This window comes from Aliiglaciecola sp. NS0011-25 (genome assembly GCF_040370605.1).
GTDB classification, from domain to species: Bacteria; Pseudomonadota; Gammaproteobacteria; order Enterobacterales; family Alteromonadaceae; genus Aliiglaciecola; species Aliiglaciecola lipolytica_A.
The window spans coordinates 130,343-147,101 of record NZ_BAABWR010000008.1 but is presented as its reverse complement, the minus strand read 5'-3'; the positions used below and the strand labels follow the sequence as shown (position 1 = coordinate 147,101).

Annotated in this window: 14 protein-coding genes; 5 read left to right on the top strand and 9 right to left on the bottom strand. The window is 42.4% G+C overall.

Going from position 1 to position 16,759, the window contains the following annotated elements:
* Positions 1-29: 29 nt before the first annotated feature.
* The 7 genes from ABWV72_RS08980 to ABWV72_RS08950 all read right to left on the bottom strand — a co-directional run bounded on the left by ABWV72_RS08980 (position 30) and on the right by ABWV72_RS08950 (position 9,163).
* A complete protein-coding gene (locus ABWV72_RS08980) occupies positions 30-599 on the bottom strand; it encodes a PEP-CTERM sorting domain-containing protein (RefSeq protein ID WP_342806513.1) in 570 nt (189 codons plus the stop codon).
* A 66-nt stretch (positions 600-665) separates the two neighbouring features.
* Entirely contained in the window at positions 666-2,120 is a 1,455-nt protein-coding gene (locus ABWV72_RS08975) for an alkaline phosphatase PhoX (RefSeq protein ID WP_353370090.1), read from the bottom strand.
* A 163-nt stretch (positions 2,121-2,283) separates the two neighbouring features.
* Positions 2,284-3,120: a twin-arginine translocase subunit TatC gene (tatC, locus tag ABWV72_RS08970; protein WP_252729421.1), complete on the bottom strand. Its 837-nt coding sequence runs from the start codon at positions 3,118-3,120 to the stop codon at positions 2,284-2,286.
* Positions 3,117-3,512 carry a Sec-independent protein translocase subunit TatA/TatB gene (locus tag ABWV72_RS08965; RefSeq protein WP_353370088.1) on the bottom strand — a complete coding sequence of 132 codons (396 nt, stop codon included), beginning with the start codon at positions 3,510-3,512 and terminating at the stop codon, positions 3,117-3,119. The genes tatC and ABWV72_RS08965 overlap by 4 nt, the downstream gene beginning before the upstream one ends.
* A 21-nt stretch (positions 3,513-3,533) precedes the next feature.
* Positions 3,534-3,731: a twin-arginine translocase TatA/TatE family subunit gene (locus ABWV72_RS08960; protein ID WP_216050544.1), complete on the bottom strand. Its 198-nt coding sequence runs from the start codon at positions 3,729-3,731 to the stop codon at positions 3,534-3,536.
* Positions 3,732-4,851: 1,120 nt separating this feature from the next.
* Positions 4,852-7,986 (bottom strand): efflux RND transporter permease subunit, encoded by a 3,135-nt coding sequence (locus ABWV72_RS08955; RefSeq protein ID WP_353370085.1) that lies wholly within the window; start codon positions 7,984-7,986, stop codon positions 4,852-4,854.
* 10 nt (positions 7,987-7,996) lie between these two features.
* Positions 7,997-9,163: an efflux RND transporter periplasmic adaptor subunit gene (locus ABWV72_RS08950; RefSeq protein WP_353370083.1), complete on the bottom strand. Its 1,167-nt coding sequence runs from the start codon at positions 9,161-9,163 to the stop codon at positions 7,997-7,999.
* Between the two features lie 375 nt (positions 9,164-9,538).
* Between ABWV72_RS08950 and ABWV72_RS08945 the strand changes: the two genes are divergently transcribed.
* The 3 genes from ABWV72_RS08945 (at position 9,539) to ABWV72_RS08935 (ending at position 12,233) form a co-directional block, all read left to right on the top strand.
* Positions 9,539-10,102 carry a DsrE family protein gene (locus tag ABWV72_RS08945; RefSeq protein WP_353370081.1) on the top strand — a complete coding sequence of 188 codons (564 nt, stop codon included), beginning with the start codon at positions 9,539-9,541 and terminating at the stop codon, positions 10,100-10,102.
* Between the two features lie 86 nt (positions 10,103-10,188).
* A complete protein-coding gene (locus tag ABWV72_RS08940; RefSeq protein WP_353370079.1) occupies positions 10,189-11,184 on the top strand; it encodes a hypothetical protein in 996 nt (331 codons plus the stop codon).
* Positions 11,185-11,360: 176 nt separating this feature from the next.
* Entirely contained in the window at positions 11,361-12,233 is an 873-nt protein-coding gene (locus ABWV72_RS08935) for an ATP-grasp domain-containing protein (protein WP_353370077.1), read from the top strand.
* Positions 12,234-12,252: 19 nt separating this feature from the next.
* On the opposite strand, the gene ABWV72_RS08930 is transcribed toward ABWV72_RS08935, so the two are convergent.
* Positions 12,253-12,702 carry an Lrp/AsnC family transcriptional regulator gene (locus tag ABWV72_RS08930; RefSeq protein ID WP_353370075.1) on the bottom strand — a complete coding sequence of 150 codons (450 nt, stop codon included), beginning with the start codon at positions 12,700-12,702 and terminating at the stop codon, positions 12,253-12,255.
* A 142-nt stretch (positions 12,703-12,844) separates the two neighbouring features.
* On the opposite strand from ABWV72_RS08930, the gene ABWV72_RS08925 reads away from it, so the two are divergent.
* Positions 12,845-13,606: a tryptophan 2,3-dioxygenase family protein gene (locus ABWV72_RS08925; protein ID WP_353370073.1), complete on the top strand. Its 762-nt coding sequence runs from the start codon at positions 12,845-12,847 to the stop codon at positions 13,604-13,606.
* Positions 13,603-14,733: an aminotransferase class V-fold PLP-dependent enzyme gene (locus ABWV72_RS08920; RefSeq protein ID WP_353370071.1), complete on the top strand. Its 1,131-nt coding sequence runs from the start codon at positions 13,603-13,605 to the stop codon at positions 14,731-14,733. Before ABWV72_RS08925 ends, ABWV72_RS08920 begins: the two co-directional genes overlap by 4 nt.
* A gap of 50 nt (positions 14,734-14,783) precedes the next feature.
* Here the strand turns inward: ABWV72_RS08920 and ABWV72_RS08915 are convergent, their stop codons facing one another.
* Positions 14,784-16,427, bottom strand: coding sequence for a response regulator (locus ABWV72_RS08915; protein WP_353370069.1), 1,644 nt, complete (start codon positions 16,425-16,427; stop codon positions 14,784-14,786).
* Positions 16,428-16,759 lie beyond the last annotated feature (332 nt).

Here is a 16,759-nt window from a genome sequence, read left to right as displayed (position 1 = left end):
CCCTTGGTATTCGATGATTGTTTCGCGGTTTATTTTGTTTGTTGTTTGCGAGCTGCTAACAAACCAGCGATACCGAAAAACAATAAAAATAATGCAGATGGCTCAGAAACTTGCTGTACTTCTGCAATCGCTACTTCAAGGTTGTAGCTGTATTCTGTGAATGTATCGAAGAAACCTTCGTTACCACCAACAGCTAAAGTATAAGAACCCGCTTCTAGTACTAGGCCTGTTAAGCTTCCGCCTAAGCCAGGTACAAACGGACTATTTCCATCTACAAACACTAAATTGCTGAAGAAATCAGTAAAATCTGAGTTATTTGAAAATGGAATAGCGAAGTCGTTAGCTATCGTTCCTTGATATAAGCTCAAACCCATAGTGATCAATGAATCAGCAGTGGCAGAGAAAGTCGATTGTGCTGCAACATCGAAAGTGATGAAGTCGATGGCGTCACCAAAAGTATCTTCGTTTAACCAACCGCTATCACCGACAACTGAATCAGCGATTAAGCCGTCACTTGGTAAAGAAATAATTGAAGCAGAAGCTGATGCGCTGCATAACAATACTAGGGCAGCTAGCATTGGAGTAAATATACGTTTCATAGTCTTTCCTAATTTGAAGAAGGCACCTGCGAAGTATTTCGAGGTGCCATTTATTATTGTTTTAGATTAAAGTGCGCCGTTTTCCCAAGGACCTGTGATTGCGAAAGTCACACCTGGAGATTGCACGTTTACGAATAACCAACGACCAAAGAAACATGCGCCAGCCATTTCTTGGCTAGTGAAGCTGCGTCTGTTGCTACCGTCTGTTGAGTCACCTACTGAGTCCCAGAAGTTAGCTGCTGTACCCGGATAAATTGAATCGATGTGGGCTAAATCGCCTTGGTCCAAAGACACGTTGTTTTCAACGAATGGGAAGGTTTCACCTGATAGGGTTAAACCGATTAGACGTTTAGGGTTAGAGCTTCCATCTTCACACATCAAGATGTTTCCACGTGGGCTAACAGCGATGTTATCTGGCGCGTTAACTTCATTCACAGCGTCTGAAGATTCAAAAATAATGGTTAGTGTTTCTTTACGAGGATCGTAGCAGAAGATTTGGCCAAGATTTGCGGCGCCGCCTGAAGTAGACACGAAGTAAATTTTGCCATCGTCATACCAGCAGCCTTCGCCACGCTCAATGATTGCCGCGTCAGAAGCTTGGTTGTAACATCTTTCGGTAGTTGCATCTGGATCAGCAATTTCTTGCCAAGTCACATCCCAAACTGTTCCTACAACTAAACCGCCACGCAAATCTACGCGAGACTCACCGTTTAAAACCATAGCGAACAAGCTACCGCCAGATTTTAAGTCGCCCCATTCGCCTGCAGGTACAAATTTGTAGAATGCAGATGAGCCAGCGTCTTCAGTTTCATACACATAGCCAGTTGCCGGATCAACAGCAGCAGCTTCGTGAGAGAAACGACCCATTTCGCGAATTGGTTGGCCATCAGAAATACCAAATCCAGGTACTTCGAATACATAACCGTGGTTTTCGCCTTGTGGACCTTGATTCCAGTTATGGAACGTTTCTTCACAAGACAACCAAGTACCCCAAGGCGTGCTTCCGCCAGCACAGTTTCTGATCGTGCCGCCTAAGCTGTTATAGGAAGATAAAAATTCACCTTTGACGATATCAAACATAAGATTAGTTGTGCCGCCGTTTTGGGCTGGGTTATACACGCCACGACCACCGCGAGGTGATGCTGGAGAACCTTCGCCTTCTGAACATTCGTGGTTACGCACAAGTGCAATGATGTTGCCTTTTACTGCCGCGATACCCATACCATCGTGATCAGTAGGAGTAGGTAAAAGGTCTGCTTGTGTTTGACCTGTCCAGCCGTAAGAGGTGTACTCAAAACCTTCTGGTAAAGAAAGTAGGTTTAGACCCGTGGCTTTGTCAGCTGTTGGTACTAATGGACCATATGAGCTGGTAAAAGGTAAAGACGCAGCTTGTGCTTTACTAGAAACCGCTGCAAAAGCAGTACTTGCTGCGGCAATAGAGCCACCTTTTAACACTTGACGGCGGCTAAAAGCAGGTTCAATTTTATCATTATTTTGTGGTATTAAATCTTGTTCTGACATGTTGTCTCCGGTCCTTTATTAGTGGTTTGGCGATAGTTGAATTCTGTTTTAGAAAACAACCTGCTGACAACTAATCTACCGACCTTAAATGACAGTTTAGGATCTGTTTTTTTACGCTTTTTTAAACTTTTAATGACACAAATATTGCTTTTTTATTAATCAGTTAGGTGGACTGGTCCATTTGCTTGCGAAGTATTTGTTGTTTGTCTGATTGGGTCCAATTTATCAGTACAATCGACAATTCGTACAAGGCTAAAATAGGCACGCCTAAGGCTATCTGCGAAATTAAATCTGGAGGTGTAATTAACGCGGCAATGAAAAATACCGCGACTACGGCGTGCTTTCGGTAGTCTTTTAGGGTTTGCCCATCAATCACTCCTGCTTTGGCTAAAACCAGCAGTAAAACTGGTAATTCGAAACACAGCCCAAAGGCTAAGATTAAGCGGATCACCAATGCTAGGTATTCACTCATTTTAGCTTCAAGTTCAACATTGATAGTGGCGTTTTGCCCGCTTGATTCAAAGCTTATGAAAAACTCCCAAGCTAATGGCATCACCACATAAAAGGCTAGGGCTGCGCCCATTACAAACAAAATTGGGGTGGCTATAAACAGTGGTGAGAGAGCCTTTTGTTCGTTTTTATACATGCCTGGGGCAATGAACTTCCAGACTTGAATTAAGGTGATGGGTAAAGTACAAAAAGTGGCACTAAAGAAGGCAAGTTTAATATAGGTAAAAAACGCTTCATGTAAGCCGGTGTAGATCATTCTTCTGCCGCTGTCCGGCCCGAAAATTTGGTACAAAGGTTGTTGTAAGAAGCTGTAAATTTGTTCTGCAAAAAAGTAAGAAACACCAAACATTAAAGCAAAAAACGCAAAACAGAAAAGTAGGCGTCTGCGCAATTCTATTAAGTGAGTCAGCAGTGGCGCTTTATTTTCAGTGTGGCTTTTGTTTGCCCCATCGTTATTTAAATGACTGTCGTTTGGTTGAGATTGTTTCATTGCGCCTGTTCCTGTTTTGTGGGAGTGGCGTTGTTTTGCTCTAGTTGCGTCGTTTGATGCTGCTCGATTTCAGCTTTTTTGTTTGCTATTTGCTGTTCACGGTTACTGTGATATTCGGCGTGTTGCGAGCCGGGTATGAAATCATCGGGCAAGTTGCGTATCTCGTCTGGTAATAGTTGCTTCCAGTTTGTTGACTCCGGCGTAGTGCCTTCAACTATGCGTATTTCATTTTCAAGTTGTTTAAAGCCGCCTTTAACGTCATTGATAGTGCGTTTTGCTTTGGTTACAAACTGATTAATCATTTTGAACATTTTTGGCAGGTCTTTAGGACCAATTACCAATAGTGCGATGGCGGCCACAAAACCAAGTTCTACCCAGCTGAGATCAAACATAAGGTGCTCCAGACAGTGTAATTATTGGTTTTCTAACTTGTCTTTTGGCTGTGACTCAGTCGGTGTTTGAGTCGCTGTTTCGTCGTTTTCGCCAATGCCTTGTTTGAAGCTTTTTATGCCTTGCGCCAAGTCACCCATCAAAGCAGGAATACGGCCTCTGCCGAACAATAAAATGAACAACAACGCCACTAAAACCAATTGCCAAATACTTAAACTCATTTTTTCTTTCTCCAATTAACGAAGATAAAGCATGCGATTAAAGTATGACTAAGCTGTGACGAAATTATGAAATTTAAAAGTAAGTAGCAGGTTACGGCCCGTAGCATGGCCTTTAGGCCATGGATCCGCAGAAGCCGGATTTTATCGCCCTGTAGCATGGCCTTTAGGCCATGGATCCGCAGAAGCCAGATTTTATCGCCCTTGTAGCATGAGCTTCAGGCCATGGCATATTTTACATTTTCGCGGGGTTAAAACACCCGCCTACGGGGGGAATACAATTCATCACGGTAAACACGGGTTGTAGCATGGCCTTCAGGCCATGGAATATTGAACATTTTCGCGGGGTTAAAACACCCGCCTACGGGGGGAATACAATACATCACGGTAAACACGGGTTGTAGCATGGTCTTTAGGCCATGGATCCGCAGGAGATGGAGGTTATCTCTTGTAGCATGGCCTTCAGGCCATGGATCCGCAGAAGCCGGATTTTATCGCCCTTGTAGCATGGGCTTCAGGCCATGGCATATTTTACATTTTCGCGGGGTTAAAACACCCGCCTACGGGGGGAATACAATACATCACGGTAAACGCGGGTTGTAGCATGGCCTTCAGGCCATGGAATATTGAACATTTTCGCGGGGTTAAAACACCCGCCTACAGGGGGAATACAATTCATCACGGTAAACACGGGTTGTAGCATGGCCTTCAGGCCATGGATACGCGGTAGCCGGATTTTATCGCCCTGTAGCATGGCCTTTAGGCCATGGAATATTGAACATTTTCGCGGGGTTAAAACACCCGCCTACGGGGGGAATACAATACATCACGGTAAACGCGGGTTGTAGCATGGCCTTTAGGCCATGGAACCGCAGGAGACGGAGGTTATCTCTTGTAGCATGGCCTTTAGGCCATGGAATATTTTACATTTTCGCGGGGTTAAAACACCCGCCTACGGGGGGAATACAATACATCACGGTAAACGCGGGTTGTAGCATGGCCTTTAGGCCATGGATCCGCAGGAGATGGAGGTTATCTCTTGTAGCATGGCCTTCAGGCCATGGAGAAAGCCCATGGAAAACCCCCATGAATACGCAGGTGTTAGTGAGGCTAAAGCACCCGCCTATGGGGTGCTTTGTTGTGGGGTTGGTTCGGATTTGGATAGCCGTGCTTTGATCCATCTAAACGGTAATCTAATATCTTCCAATATCAGGTACATGCTTGGAATCAGAACCAAGGTTACTATGGTGGCGTAGATTACGGCGAAGCCTAGTGCGATGGCCATGGGCACTACCATCCGGGCTTGCATGCTGGTTTCGAACATGATTGGCAATACCCCCACAAAAGTGGTGATCGAGGTTAATGTGATTGCTCTGAAACGAGCACAACCTGCGTCCAGTACTGCTTGTTTTATATGAATGCCTTCTTTGCGTCTGGAATTAATAAAATCTGTCATTAACAATGAATCGTTGATTACTACCCCTGCTGCAGCAATGAGCCCAAAGGTCGACATGGTGCTAAGGTCAACGCCAAAGAAAAAGTGGCCCCATATTGCTCCTGTAAAACTAAATGGAATCACCATCAATATCATAAAGGGCTGCATGTAACTTTTCAGCGGCACGGCCAATAGAATATACATCATGATTAAGCCGGCAATGAAAAACAGTATTTGTTCATTTTGCTGGGCTTGGGTTTCTTCTATCGCACCACCTAATTCAGTTTTCACCGATGGGAAAAATTTCTGCATTTCAGGCAGTAAGTTTTCCGCAATTCTTTCGACTACGGCATTGGGTTCTACCGCTTCTTCGTCGATATTGCCATATACATAAACGCTTCTATAGCCGCCTTCTCTGCGGATGTAACTGATGCCGGGCATTTCTTCTAAACTTACTACGTCACCTAACATCACTTCTTTACCAGAAGGTGTGGTGATGACGGCGTATTTTAGTTCGGCAAAACGTTCCCGAGTCAGCCTAGGGTAGCGGACCATAACTCTGACTTCTTCACCATTACGAATGACGCGCTGGGCTTCGCCGCCGTAGAAGCTGGCACCCACTTGGTTGGCGATAGATGAAAGATCCAAGCCCAAATCGTAGGCCACTGGTAATAGTGTCATCTGGATTTCTTTACTGGCAGGATCGATAGTGGAGCTAATATCGAATAGGCCTTTTTCTTGTTGTAATAGCTCGATGAATTTTCGTCCAGCGGCATTGAGTGTTTCAATGTCGGGGCCAAATAATAAGTAGCCAAAGTCACCATCACCGCCACCTTCAGCGAAGGGGTCATCTCTAATCGTAAATGACTTCATGCCCGGAATTTCAGGTATTTCCGCACGCCATCTTCTTGCCAATTCAAAGGTATCAAAGGGACGTTGTTCTTCTGGCACTAGTGCAACCAGAATCTGACCTTCGGTGCGACCATCGTTAAATGAAAGCGTGTCTCTGACCAAGCCAGAGCCGTATTCATCTATCACGTCGTTCTCCACTTTCTGGACAACTTTTTCGATAAGTTTTAATGCCTCTATAGTCGCTGTATCTGAAACGGTTTCATTCATTTCTATGCGAATACTAGGGAAATCATGTGGTACAGATGGCGATGGAACCATGCGTACAAAGTTGCCGGAAATTAGCCCAACACTGGTCAGTAACAAGGCAATAAAGGTACCAAATACTGCCCAGCGAAAGCGTGTACTGACTTCAATGAAGTTACGGTATGGGCCGTTAATAAAGCCAAAAAATCGGCTGTTAAATCTATCTCGCCAACTGCCTGCTTTGACAGGTTTAAAATTGGTATGGGCTAGATGGGCCGGCAAGATTAATTTTGATTCAACTAAGCTAAAGGCTAAACAAAATATGGCTACACCGGCGATGTTCCACATCATAGTGCCTAAAAACCCACTGCCTTGGGTGAATGGTACGAATACAGCTATGGTGGTCAGTACTCCGAAGGTGGCTGGGGTGGCTACCCGCATTGTACCTCTAACCACATTTTCGACCCCTCCGCCGTGTTTTTCTATTTCGGTATAGGCACTTTCACCTATTACTATGGCGTCATCTACGACTATGCCCAGAACCATAATAAACGCAAACAACGATAGCACGTTGATGCTAATGCCAAACATGCCCATGGTTAAAATCGCGCCCAAGAAACACACGGGCAGACCGATCATTACCCATAATGCAAGCCTAAAACGTAAGAACAGGGTCAACATGAATGCAACTAAAATGGAACCTTGAAATAGGTTGCTGAGCATCATATTTAATCGTTCAGTAACGTATTTGGTCATATCAACTAAGATTTTTAGTTCCAAGCCCTCGGGTAAGGATTTATTGCGTTCTTTAACGTAGGCTTTTACCGATTCTGCCACGGGGATCATGTTTTGATCTTTAGTGGCCTTCACCGACATGTAAATGGCGTTCTGGCCAGAAAAACTAAAGTAGCGTTCGCCTTCGGTGAAACCGTCTTGAATAATGGCCACGTCTTCAAGCAAAACTTGGGCGCCGTTGTTGCCTATTTTAATTGGGATACGGCGGAACTCATCCCCTTTATAGAATTGGTTTTCCACCCGCACAGAAATGATGCCGGTGTCGGTGCGTAGTTGGCCAGCCGAATAATTGGCTGAAAAACGCTGAATCGCCAGACGAATATCGTCAAGGGTTATGTTGTATTTGCGTAATTGGTCGGGCTGAATTTCAACCGCGATTTCGTCATCTGGGGCATATAGGTCAACCAAAGACACATTGGATAATTGCAGCAATTCGTTTTCGATATCTTTGGCTAGTGGTTTCAAGTCTTTTAAGCTTGAATCGCCGACAATTGCCATTTCTATGACGTCTTGATTAAATTCTTCTTGATAAACCGTGACCGGTTCCATACCTGCTGGAAACGTGGCAATGCCATCCACTCGCAACTTAACTTTGTCGAGCACATCAGACAATTGCTCATCAGGATCAATTTCTAAGGAGACTCGTCCACTGTTTCTATATGCTCTAGAAACACTGCGTTTAATTTCGGTGACATCTTTTAAGGCTTCATCAATCTTAATCAGAATACTTTCTTCAATTTCTTGCGGGGACGCACCAGGGTAATTGGCTTGAATCGAAATAAAGTTTACTTCAATACTGGGGAACATTTGTCTGGGTAGCGAGAAGTACGTGACTGCACCCATGATAGCGATAAAAATCATCAGCAAATTGGCGGCTACTGCATTATTCGCAAAATAGGCGATTAGTCCCGTTTGTTTGGCTTCATTAGTCATAATATTCGGCCTACTGGTTTGGTTGCTGGGCGACTAAATCGTCATCTTTTGGATCGCTAGACAGGCGTACTTCCATATTTTTCTGAGGATATTCTGGAATAGTAGTAACAATGCGGTCTTGATTGTCTAAACCACTTTTTAATATAAAGTGCGCGCCCTCTTCGCGAATAATCTCTACTGGTTTGGGTTGTAATTTGTTGTCTTTATCAACGACCCACACGGTTTTGTTGGTAACCAAGTCTTGTTGTAGGCGATATACATTTTCCAATACCTGACCGGAAATGTTGACCTCTACATAACTACCAAATTTCAAGGCTGGGACTTGGCTTTTCAAGCCATAAGGGTCATCTATTTTGACCACGATATGACTCATTCTGGTGGATTGATCGATAACCCCAGTATCACGTGCAATTTTGCCCACACGGGTAAAAGTTTTTGCACCCTTGATAATCACCACTGCGTCTTGGTTTTCTAAGTTTGTTGGCAGAAAAGCGCTATCGAATCCAGCAATTGGGAACAAAATCTCCGCCGCTTCGATACTGTTTAAAGTGCCGGCTTTGGTGCCACTGCTTATGTATTCTCCAAGGCCAATGGAGCGTTCGATGACGAGCGCATCATAAGGAGCGGTCACTTCGCAATTGTCTAAATCACGCTGCGCTATTTTCATTCTTGCTTGCGCAGATTTTAGGGCAGCTTGGGCACTCATTACTTGCGGTTTACGTAGGTACAAGTCACTCACTTGACTTGATGGGAAGTTTTTCGCTTCTTGTTTTGCTACTTCGGCGCGGGCTTGTTCTTCAATTAATGCTGCCTGGGCTTGGGTATATTCCGCTTCTGCTTGCAATAGCGCGGCTTCGTAGGTGTCTTTTTCGATGCTAAATAAAACTTCGCCCCGTTTGACTAGTCCACCGGCAACAAATTTAGGGTTCCAGCTGGTCACTTCACCTGATACCTGAGCAGACAAATTAGTACTTTCTAGTGGTGTGACTTCGCCAAAACTATGGATCAAAACCTGATAATTCATGGATTCTGCAGGAATAATATTGACCAGCGGGCGAGTATCTACTTTTTCTTCTGCTGGCTCTTCTTTACCTGATGCGCTAATTATCATCATAGCGCCAATTCCCAAACCAACTACACCAATAAATAGCAGGGCTCTAATCCATGTATTATTCATACTAACTCACATTTTTATTTTTATACTTTATGGGCATCTGTTTGCTGTACCTGTCGTTTTCAGACCAACACTCACAAATCAACTACTTCACACCTAAGGTCTTCTCAATACAGCGATTAACCGTTTTGATGAATGCCTGAATATCTTTCACTGTTTTAAAGGCCGACAATCTTACCTTGTCTAATGCCAATAAAGAAGATTTTACCTTAGCTGATTTGTTAAAATATGTGTCTTAACTTGTAAACTTGGCAACAATAGTTGGTGCGCTTGGAATAACCATTGAGCTCAAAGATAAAGTAAAGGATAAAATCGTACTCAGAGAATTTGCAAAAGTAGGGTAGTATTTGTCACTTATCTGAATTGGGAGTGAAAAGGTTGAAACAGTTTATTCTAACGTTGGGTGTTTTGGTGATCTGTTGGCAAGGTGGCATAACTGAAAGTGTCGCAGCTGAAAGCAAAAAGGCGGAAGTGTTTAGCTCTGGTCCTGTGATCCATAATTTTGGAAAACACGCAAAAGTGCAAATAGATCAAACCTTTGCTAGTGATACTAAATTCAAGGTAGCGTTTGACGTGAGTAAAGTCAGTGGCGAGAAAAAGCTTAACCGTTATTTTGGTAGTTTAGCTCGGTTTATCAATATGCTAGTGGCTAACGGCGCAAAGCAAGAAAACATTCAATTAGCGTTAGTTGTACATGGTCGCGCGGGTAACGATTTACTTAATCCAACAGCCTATAATAAACGTTTTGCTACCGACAACCCCAATCATCCGTTGATCACTGAGCTGTTAAAAAACAATGTTCAAGTGTTCTTATGCGGCCAGTCGGCAGCCTTTGATGAAATTGCTAACCAAGATCTGATAGACGGAGTTCAAATGTCGCTTTCAGCTATGACGGCCCACGCGTTGCTGAATCAGCAAGGCTATTCACTTAATCCATTTTAAACTTTTGCTTTTTAGTCGTTTAAATGTATAAATATTAGCCGTAAAGCTGAGTTCGTTATCAATTTGTAAGTAGTGATTGGGCGTTTGTGAGTAGTAAAAGTTTTAGATTAAATGTTAGTTCGGCTTATTGGGCGATTTGTATTGCGGTTTGCTTTTTTACATCTAATGTCGTCTGCGGATTGATAGTAAGTCCTAACTTAATTTCCAATGAGGTGCAGATTCGAGATGTTGGCGCTGCATTAGGCTTGCCAATAATTGGCGCTTTTTGCTACATTATTTTGCCATTGATAATTTCAATTGCCCATAAAGAAGTCTTAAAAAATGCGCAAAATTGTGGCTTGTCAGCCAATGAGTCCACTGTCATTGCCAATAAAATCATTCGCATTCCTCGGAAAATATTCCTATTCAGCCTTATCGCGGGCTTGGTTATTATGTTCAGCTATTTGTATAGCGAACGTCTTTTTTACATAGAAGAGTTGGACTTTGAAAGTAACCTCAAACGTTTTCCTTTATTTTTACAAACATGGTGGATGTGGACAGGCATCTGTTTAGCTATTGCTGTGATTCTGCGTAATACACACATTATTGATAAATTCATTGTGGAACATTTAACCGTAGAGCTGTTTCGAAGCTACCATACTTATCCTTTTTCTACGGCGGTTTTTTGGAATGCTCTGTTCTTTTCTATTGGTCTTTCATTCGTACCATTACTTTGGATTGGTGGAGAACCCCAATTTAAAGACTTTATCATGGCCGGGACAGTCTTTTTGATTTTGATTAACCTAACGTGTTATCCACTGCTGAGAATCAAACAAATAAAAAGTAGTACGTTTGAAACCCTCAAAGCGGCTAATCAATATGAGTGGCATTTGTCTGAGATGACACCCCATGTCAGCTTTGAAAAGTTAACGCCACGTGAACGAGATCTGATTTTAAGTGATACAGAACGTCTACATAACACCCCGCCAAAAAAATGGGCAAATGCCTTTCAATTGATAGTACGAGTCACCATATTGATATCTATTCCATTGTTGACTTGGGCTGGCTTTCAACTACTCAACAAATCGCTGTTTTTCGTCTAACGCCAGGTGAATTAGACCGCAGTGTGAAAGTTGCTGGTCTAAGTGAATATGCTATTACCATTGTGGAAACTAACAAAATTTTAACAATGCTGGTGAAGGAGTAGATTCTTAGTTACCCTAAATCCAACGTTTCAACGTATTAACCTATGTATTTGCAATTACTCGGAGGATAACCGATGCGAAAAGTAGCAATTTTATCAACTGACGATCTGGAAGATTTTTTTGTTTACGATCACCTAGCTTACGAGCCGCTGGCAGAAATGGGCTGGGAAGCAGTTGAAATTTCTTGGCATGCAGACGGTACCAACTGGGATGACTACGAAGTGGTGATAATTCGCAGTACCTGGGATTATCAAAATAACGCCGATGCCTTTTTAGCGCGTTTACAACAAATAGACAGTAGCACAGCAAAACTAGAGAACAGTTTAGCGTTGGTACAGTGGAATATTCGTAAAGACTATTTAAAGTCACTTGAAGCCAAGGGGGTAGGGATTGTGCCTACTATTTGGTGTGACACTTTTGATTTAGAATTTATGAAAGGTGCTTTTGAACAATTTAATTGCCGAGAAATCGTCGTCAAACCTTTAGTCAGTGCAAATGCCGATTACACCTATCGATTGTCCCTCGAATCTGTGGTGGCAGAGGAAGCAGGTTTGACTGAAGTATTTTCCAATCGCCCATTTATGATCCAACCTTTTTTAAAAAGTGTGATTAACGAAGGCGAATATTCATTGTTTTATTTTAACGGACAATACAGTCATTGCATTGTTAAAGTGCCCAAGCAGAATGATTTTCGAGTGCAAGAAGAACATGGTGGACAACTGCGAAGCGTAGAAGCCGACGAACATATATTAGCAGGCGCACAAAAAGTGTTAACTGCCTTACCGGAAATGCCGTTGTATGCCCGTATCGACTTAGTTAAATACAAAGACACTTACGTGACAATGGAAGTTGAATTGATTGAGCCTTCGTTGTATTTCAATATGGATGTGGACTCTGCACAACGCTTTGCCGATGGTTTTGTGGATAAATATGGGCGAGGCAACTAGCCGAGAGTTTTAAAATGATTTAAAGCATTTTGCTGTAATGCCCGTTTTGCTTAACTAAGCGTGTAGTAATTGAAGTGTTAAAACGCAAAACCCCAGGAAGCCTGCTTAAATCTACTCGCAACAATTCATCAAAGTCAGTTATGTCCTTGGCTAAAATCTCCAAAACATAGTCGAACTCTCCTGTGATTGCGTGACAGGAGCGTATCGACGCGTGCTCAATAATTGCTTGTTCAAATTGTTGATGTTGACCAATGTCAATGACTACATTGACTAGGGCACGAATATTAAGGCCCATGGCTTGTGGCGATAAAATCGCTGAAAACCCGGTAATTATCTGCTTCTGTTGCAAGGTTTTTACTCTATTCCAGCAGGGGGTTTTGCTCAAGCCAATTGAATCGCCGAGGGTGGCGAAGGACAAACGGCCATCTTCTTCTAGTTTGGAAACGATTTGTTTATCTTTATCATTCATGGTTTATTTCGACATTCGTTCTTATTATTTCTATATAAATGGAACTTTGTTCTAAAATTTGCAAAATATCAAGTAATTCAGGAACAATGTTCAAATCCCGATCCCTTACCATAAAATCCAAATTAAACCTTTGGAAAGTCCCATGTACCGACAAAAATACAGCAGTCTACTAGAAAACCCAGAAATTCTTGATTACGGTGCTTATTTGCAATGTGACACCTTACTACAATGCCAAAAGCCCTTAGATAAATTGTGTAATTCAGACGAACTGCAGTTTCAGATTGTTCATCAAGTTGAAGAGTTATGGATGAAATTGATGATATTCACACTTATCGATGTATTGGAATACATGCAAACTGAACAAAGTCATCGTGTGATTACGCTCATGAAGCGGGTACACATGTTGCAAAAAATGATGAGCGAACAAATGGACTTATTGGAAACAATGTCGCCCAAAGAGTATCAACAAATTCGTTTGCAGTTAGGTAATGGCAGTGGCCAGGAGTCTCCAGGATTTCGTATTTTGGTAAAGATTCCTGCGGATCTGTGGACGGTATTTAATAAACACTATATTCAAGACCGAAACACCACTATCGAAGCTATTTACGATAGCCAATATCAGCATGATGATAGTTATGTGATCGCCGAGAGTTTAATTGAATTTGATGAATTACTGCAGAAGTTTCGTTGGCAGCATCTGTTCTTGATTCAGCGCAGCATCGGCATGGAATCTCATTCGTTAAAAGGCCGACCTGTTGATTTGTTAAAGTCAGGGGCAAGGAATCAATTTTTCCCAGAATTGTGGCAGATTCGAAATCAAATGACGGATGCATGGGGACAGTCTTACGGTAAAGTGAGAGACTCTATCGTGCCCAAACAAGCTAACGGAACTCCAGTAAGGTGAGTTTTTCTAACTTGTTCAATCTTCCCGCTGGGCCCTATTTTTTAAGTCATTCAGTGGGGTGCTTAAGCAAACAGTCGGAACTTAGTTTGGCTGAAAACTTTTTAACCCCTTGGAAATTGTCAGGGGGCGATGCTTGGCCAGATTGGTTGCAAACTGTTGATTTGTTTTGTGCTTCATTAGCAAAGTTGTTTAACGCAAAGGCTGCGGATTTTTGTCCTCAAACTAATTTATCCAGTGCTTTTACAAAGTGGTTGATGGCGTTGCCAATGGATAATTTTCAGGTAGGTAAACGCAAGATTCTGATCCACGAAGACGCGTTTCCATCCATGGGGTATGTAGGACAGGCAATGCAGCAATTCGGTTTTGAACTTGTGTTCATTCCTGCATCCGAGTCAGCGCTCAACATTCAAACTTGGCAGCGCTATATTCAAAAAGATATTGATTGTGTTTTGGCAACCCATGTTCATTCCAATACGGGTCAGGTCGCACCGATTGAAGCTATTGGACGATTGTGTAACCAACAATCCTGTTATCTGGCAGTGGATGTGGCGCAATCGGCGGGTATCTTGCCGATTGATTTGCAATGTTGGGATGTGGATGCGTTGTTTGGTTCATGCGTTAAGTGGCTGTGTGGAGGGCCAGGCGCTGGGTTTTTGTGGGTTAATCCGAATACTGTCGAACAACTTAAACCAATAGATGTGGGTTGGTTTTCCCATAGCGATCCTTTCGAAATGGAGATTAAGCGCTTTGCCTATGCACCCGATGCCAAACGGTTTTGGGGAGGTACACCAAATATTGCGCCTTATGCCTTGGCGTTGGGAGGTTTGCAAACCTTGTTAGAGATTGGTCAAAACACTGTTTTTGCCCACAATCGAAAGTTGGCCGAATACTTTTTAACAAACTTGGACGAAAGTGCGGTGCAGCCAATTGATTTAGCAAATGTTGGTGGTACTTTGTGTATCGAATTATCAGCACCTCGAATCGCGGCAATTAGCCAACGCTTAAAACAGCAGAATTGTTATTTTGATACGCGGGGTAATGTCATGCGCTTGTCGTTTCATGTTTACAACTCCCTGCAACAAGTTGACTTGTTGATAGCTGCGTTTAAGCACAATAGCGGCGATTAAAGAGAAATTGGCAGGGGGTATTCGTCCTGCCAATTGTTATCCCAACTTAATTAAGCGGATTTTAACAATGGTTCGATAACCGCCAAGTATTCGTCCATTTTTTTATGCTGATTGGGGGATAATGGGATGGAATCTAATAAATCTTTGCATCGTTTGAGGCAAGCAAGTTGCTCGTCGTTAAAATGTCCTTCATCAATTAATTTAACCATGACTTTTAGAATGCTTAACGCCATATTGGGGTTTTTCGGGGCTAAGACAAAAGCTTGCGTAAGCAATTCATAAGCAGGTTCATAGCGTTTATTTTTATAATGGGAAGAAGCCATTTCGCCTAGCTCTTTGGGAGAGTAGCGAATATCTGTGCGCTCTTTGCTTTCCTGATCTAGGTACTCATTGATCACCTGTCCGATAAAACTATCCCCTTCAATTTTAGACTTGATAGAGTCAAGTAAACGAATCGACTCTTCCCAATAGCCCATTTCATGAAATGCTTTTACTTTGTCTAGGTTATCTTCCACCGAGTTGCTTGAATTTGTTTGCATGTGCTCTTTGATAATTTCTTCGGCAGCTTTTTTATCATTCTTCAAATTCAACATGCGAGCATTGATAATCGCCAATTGTTCTTTTAACTGGCTGTCGTGTCCGTATTCATTGATGAAAAAAGATAAATCACGTTCGGTTTTGGTGATCAGTCGAGTGGCCTCTTCGCCGTTTAGCGAACCGGCTAAATCTATGGCGGCGCGGATAACGTTGAGATTTAAATCTGGTGTATCATGAATCGAGTTTTTAGCAAATTTTGCCATGTTCATGGTGGCCATGTATTGGCCTTTTTTATCATGATTAAGACGTGCTAAATTCCACGATTTTTTATTTCTGTCTAGGTTGCGTGGCGCTAATTTGGTGGCCTCTTGAATAATTTCATAACCTTTGGCGTAATCTTCTTTTTCAATGTAATACTCGGCTAACGCATCATACGTTGTGAAACGCGTATCATCTCGTTCGAGGAGTGCATCGGTGAGCGCTATGGCTTCAGACATTTTGTCTTGTTTTAATAAACTGCGTGCGAGATTGACCTGAACCCAACCATATTTATACCGTTCGCTTAGTTTTTTATAAAAAGCTTCTGCTTGGGAATATTCTTTTAGATTAATTAAACATTCGCCGATTAAACGGTTAATCATCGGGTAGTATTTGCTAAGAGATTCGTCTTTTAGTTGGCGTTCAGCATAGTAGATGGCAGTGGGATACTCTGCTTTATCAATGCAGTAGGATAATTTATACAGTTTTTCTTTAATCGCAAATAAGTACTTAAAGCGTTTTTCCATGGTTTTGCGATCTAATGGTTTCACCCAAAAATCGCTGGGCTGCAATTCAACCACGCAATTCACCAATGACATAGAGGTGTCAGCGCTTAAGAATATGACCATGGTTGTTTTACTGATATGGCCTTTGAGGCGCATTTCTTCAAGTAAATTGAAGCCGTCTTTGTCACTTCGAATATCAAACGAAATGAGTACCACATCAAACTTAGTTTGCTCACATAAACGCAGTGCACAAAAGGCGTTCTCGGCACTTTTACAATTACTGATACCAATCTCTGCCAATGCCGACTTAATGGTGTCGTGAACTAACGATTGTCCATCTATGACCAACACATTTAAGCTGCTTAATGGTTTTTGCGGGGGGATCTCAATCAATTCTTAAATTCCAACATCTTATTTTTCTATTGTGGAAGGTCGAATACAACATGAATCCTTATCGACAAGCAAATTGTGATTGAATCGATTGCTTTTAAGGGTATCGCTTTCAATCGAATTTAACCCCGTTAACCAGTTTATCAATTCAAAGGTGTTAAATTTGCTGCGTTGCCACTAACCTTGTGGATAGGGTTCAAAAAGACCGCTTAACCGTATAATTGCGCAAGATGTGAGGTTTAGCAAGCGCCATAGCGCATAATGGAATCAATCCATACTCACAATGTCTTGGTTAGCATGGATTGATTTTGGGATTAAACGCAGTTTGTAAAATC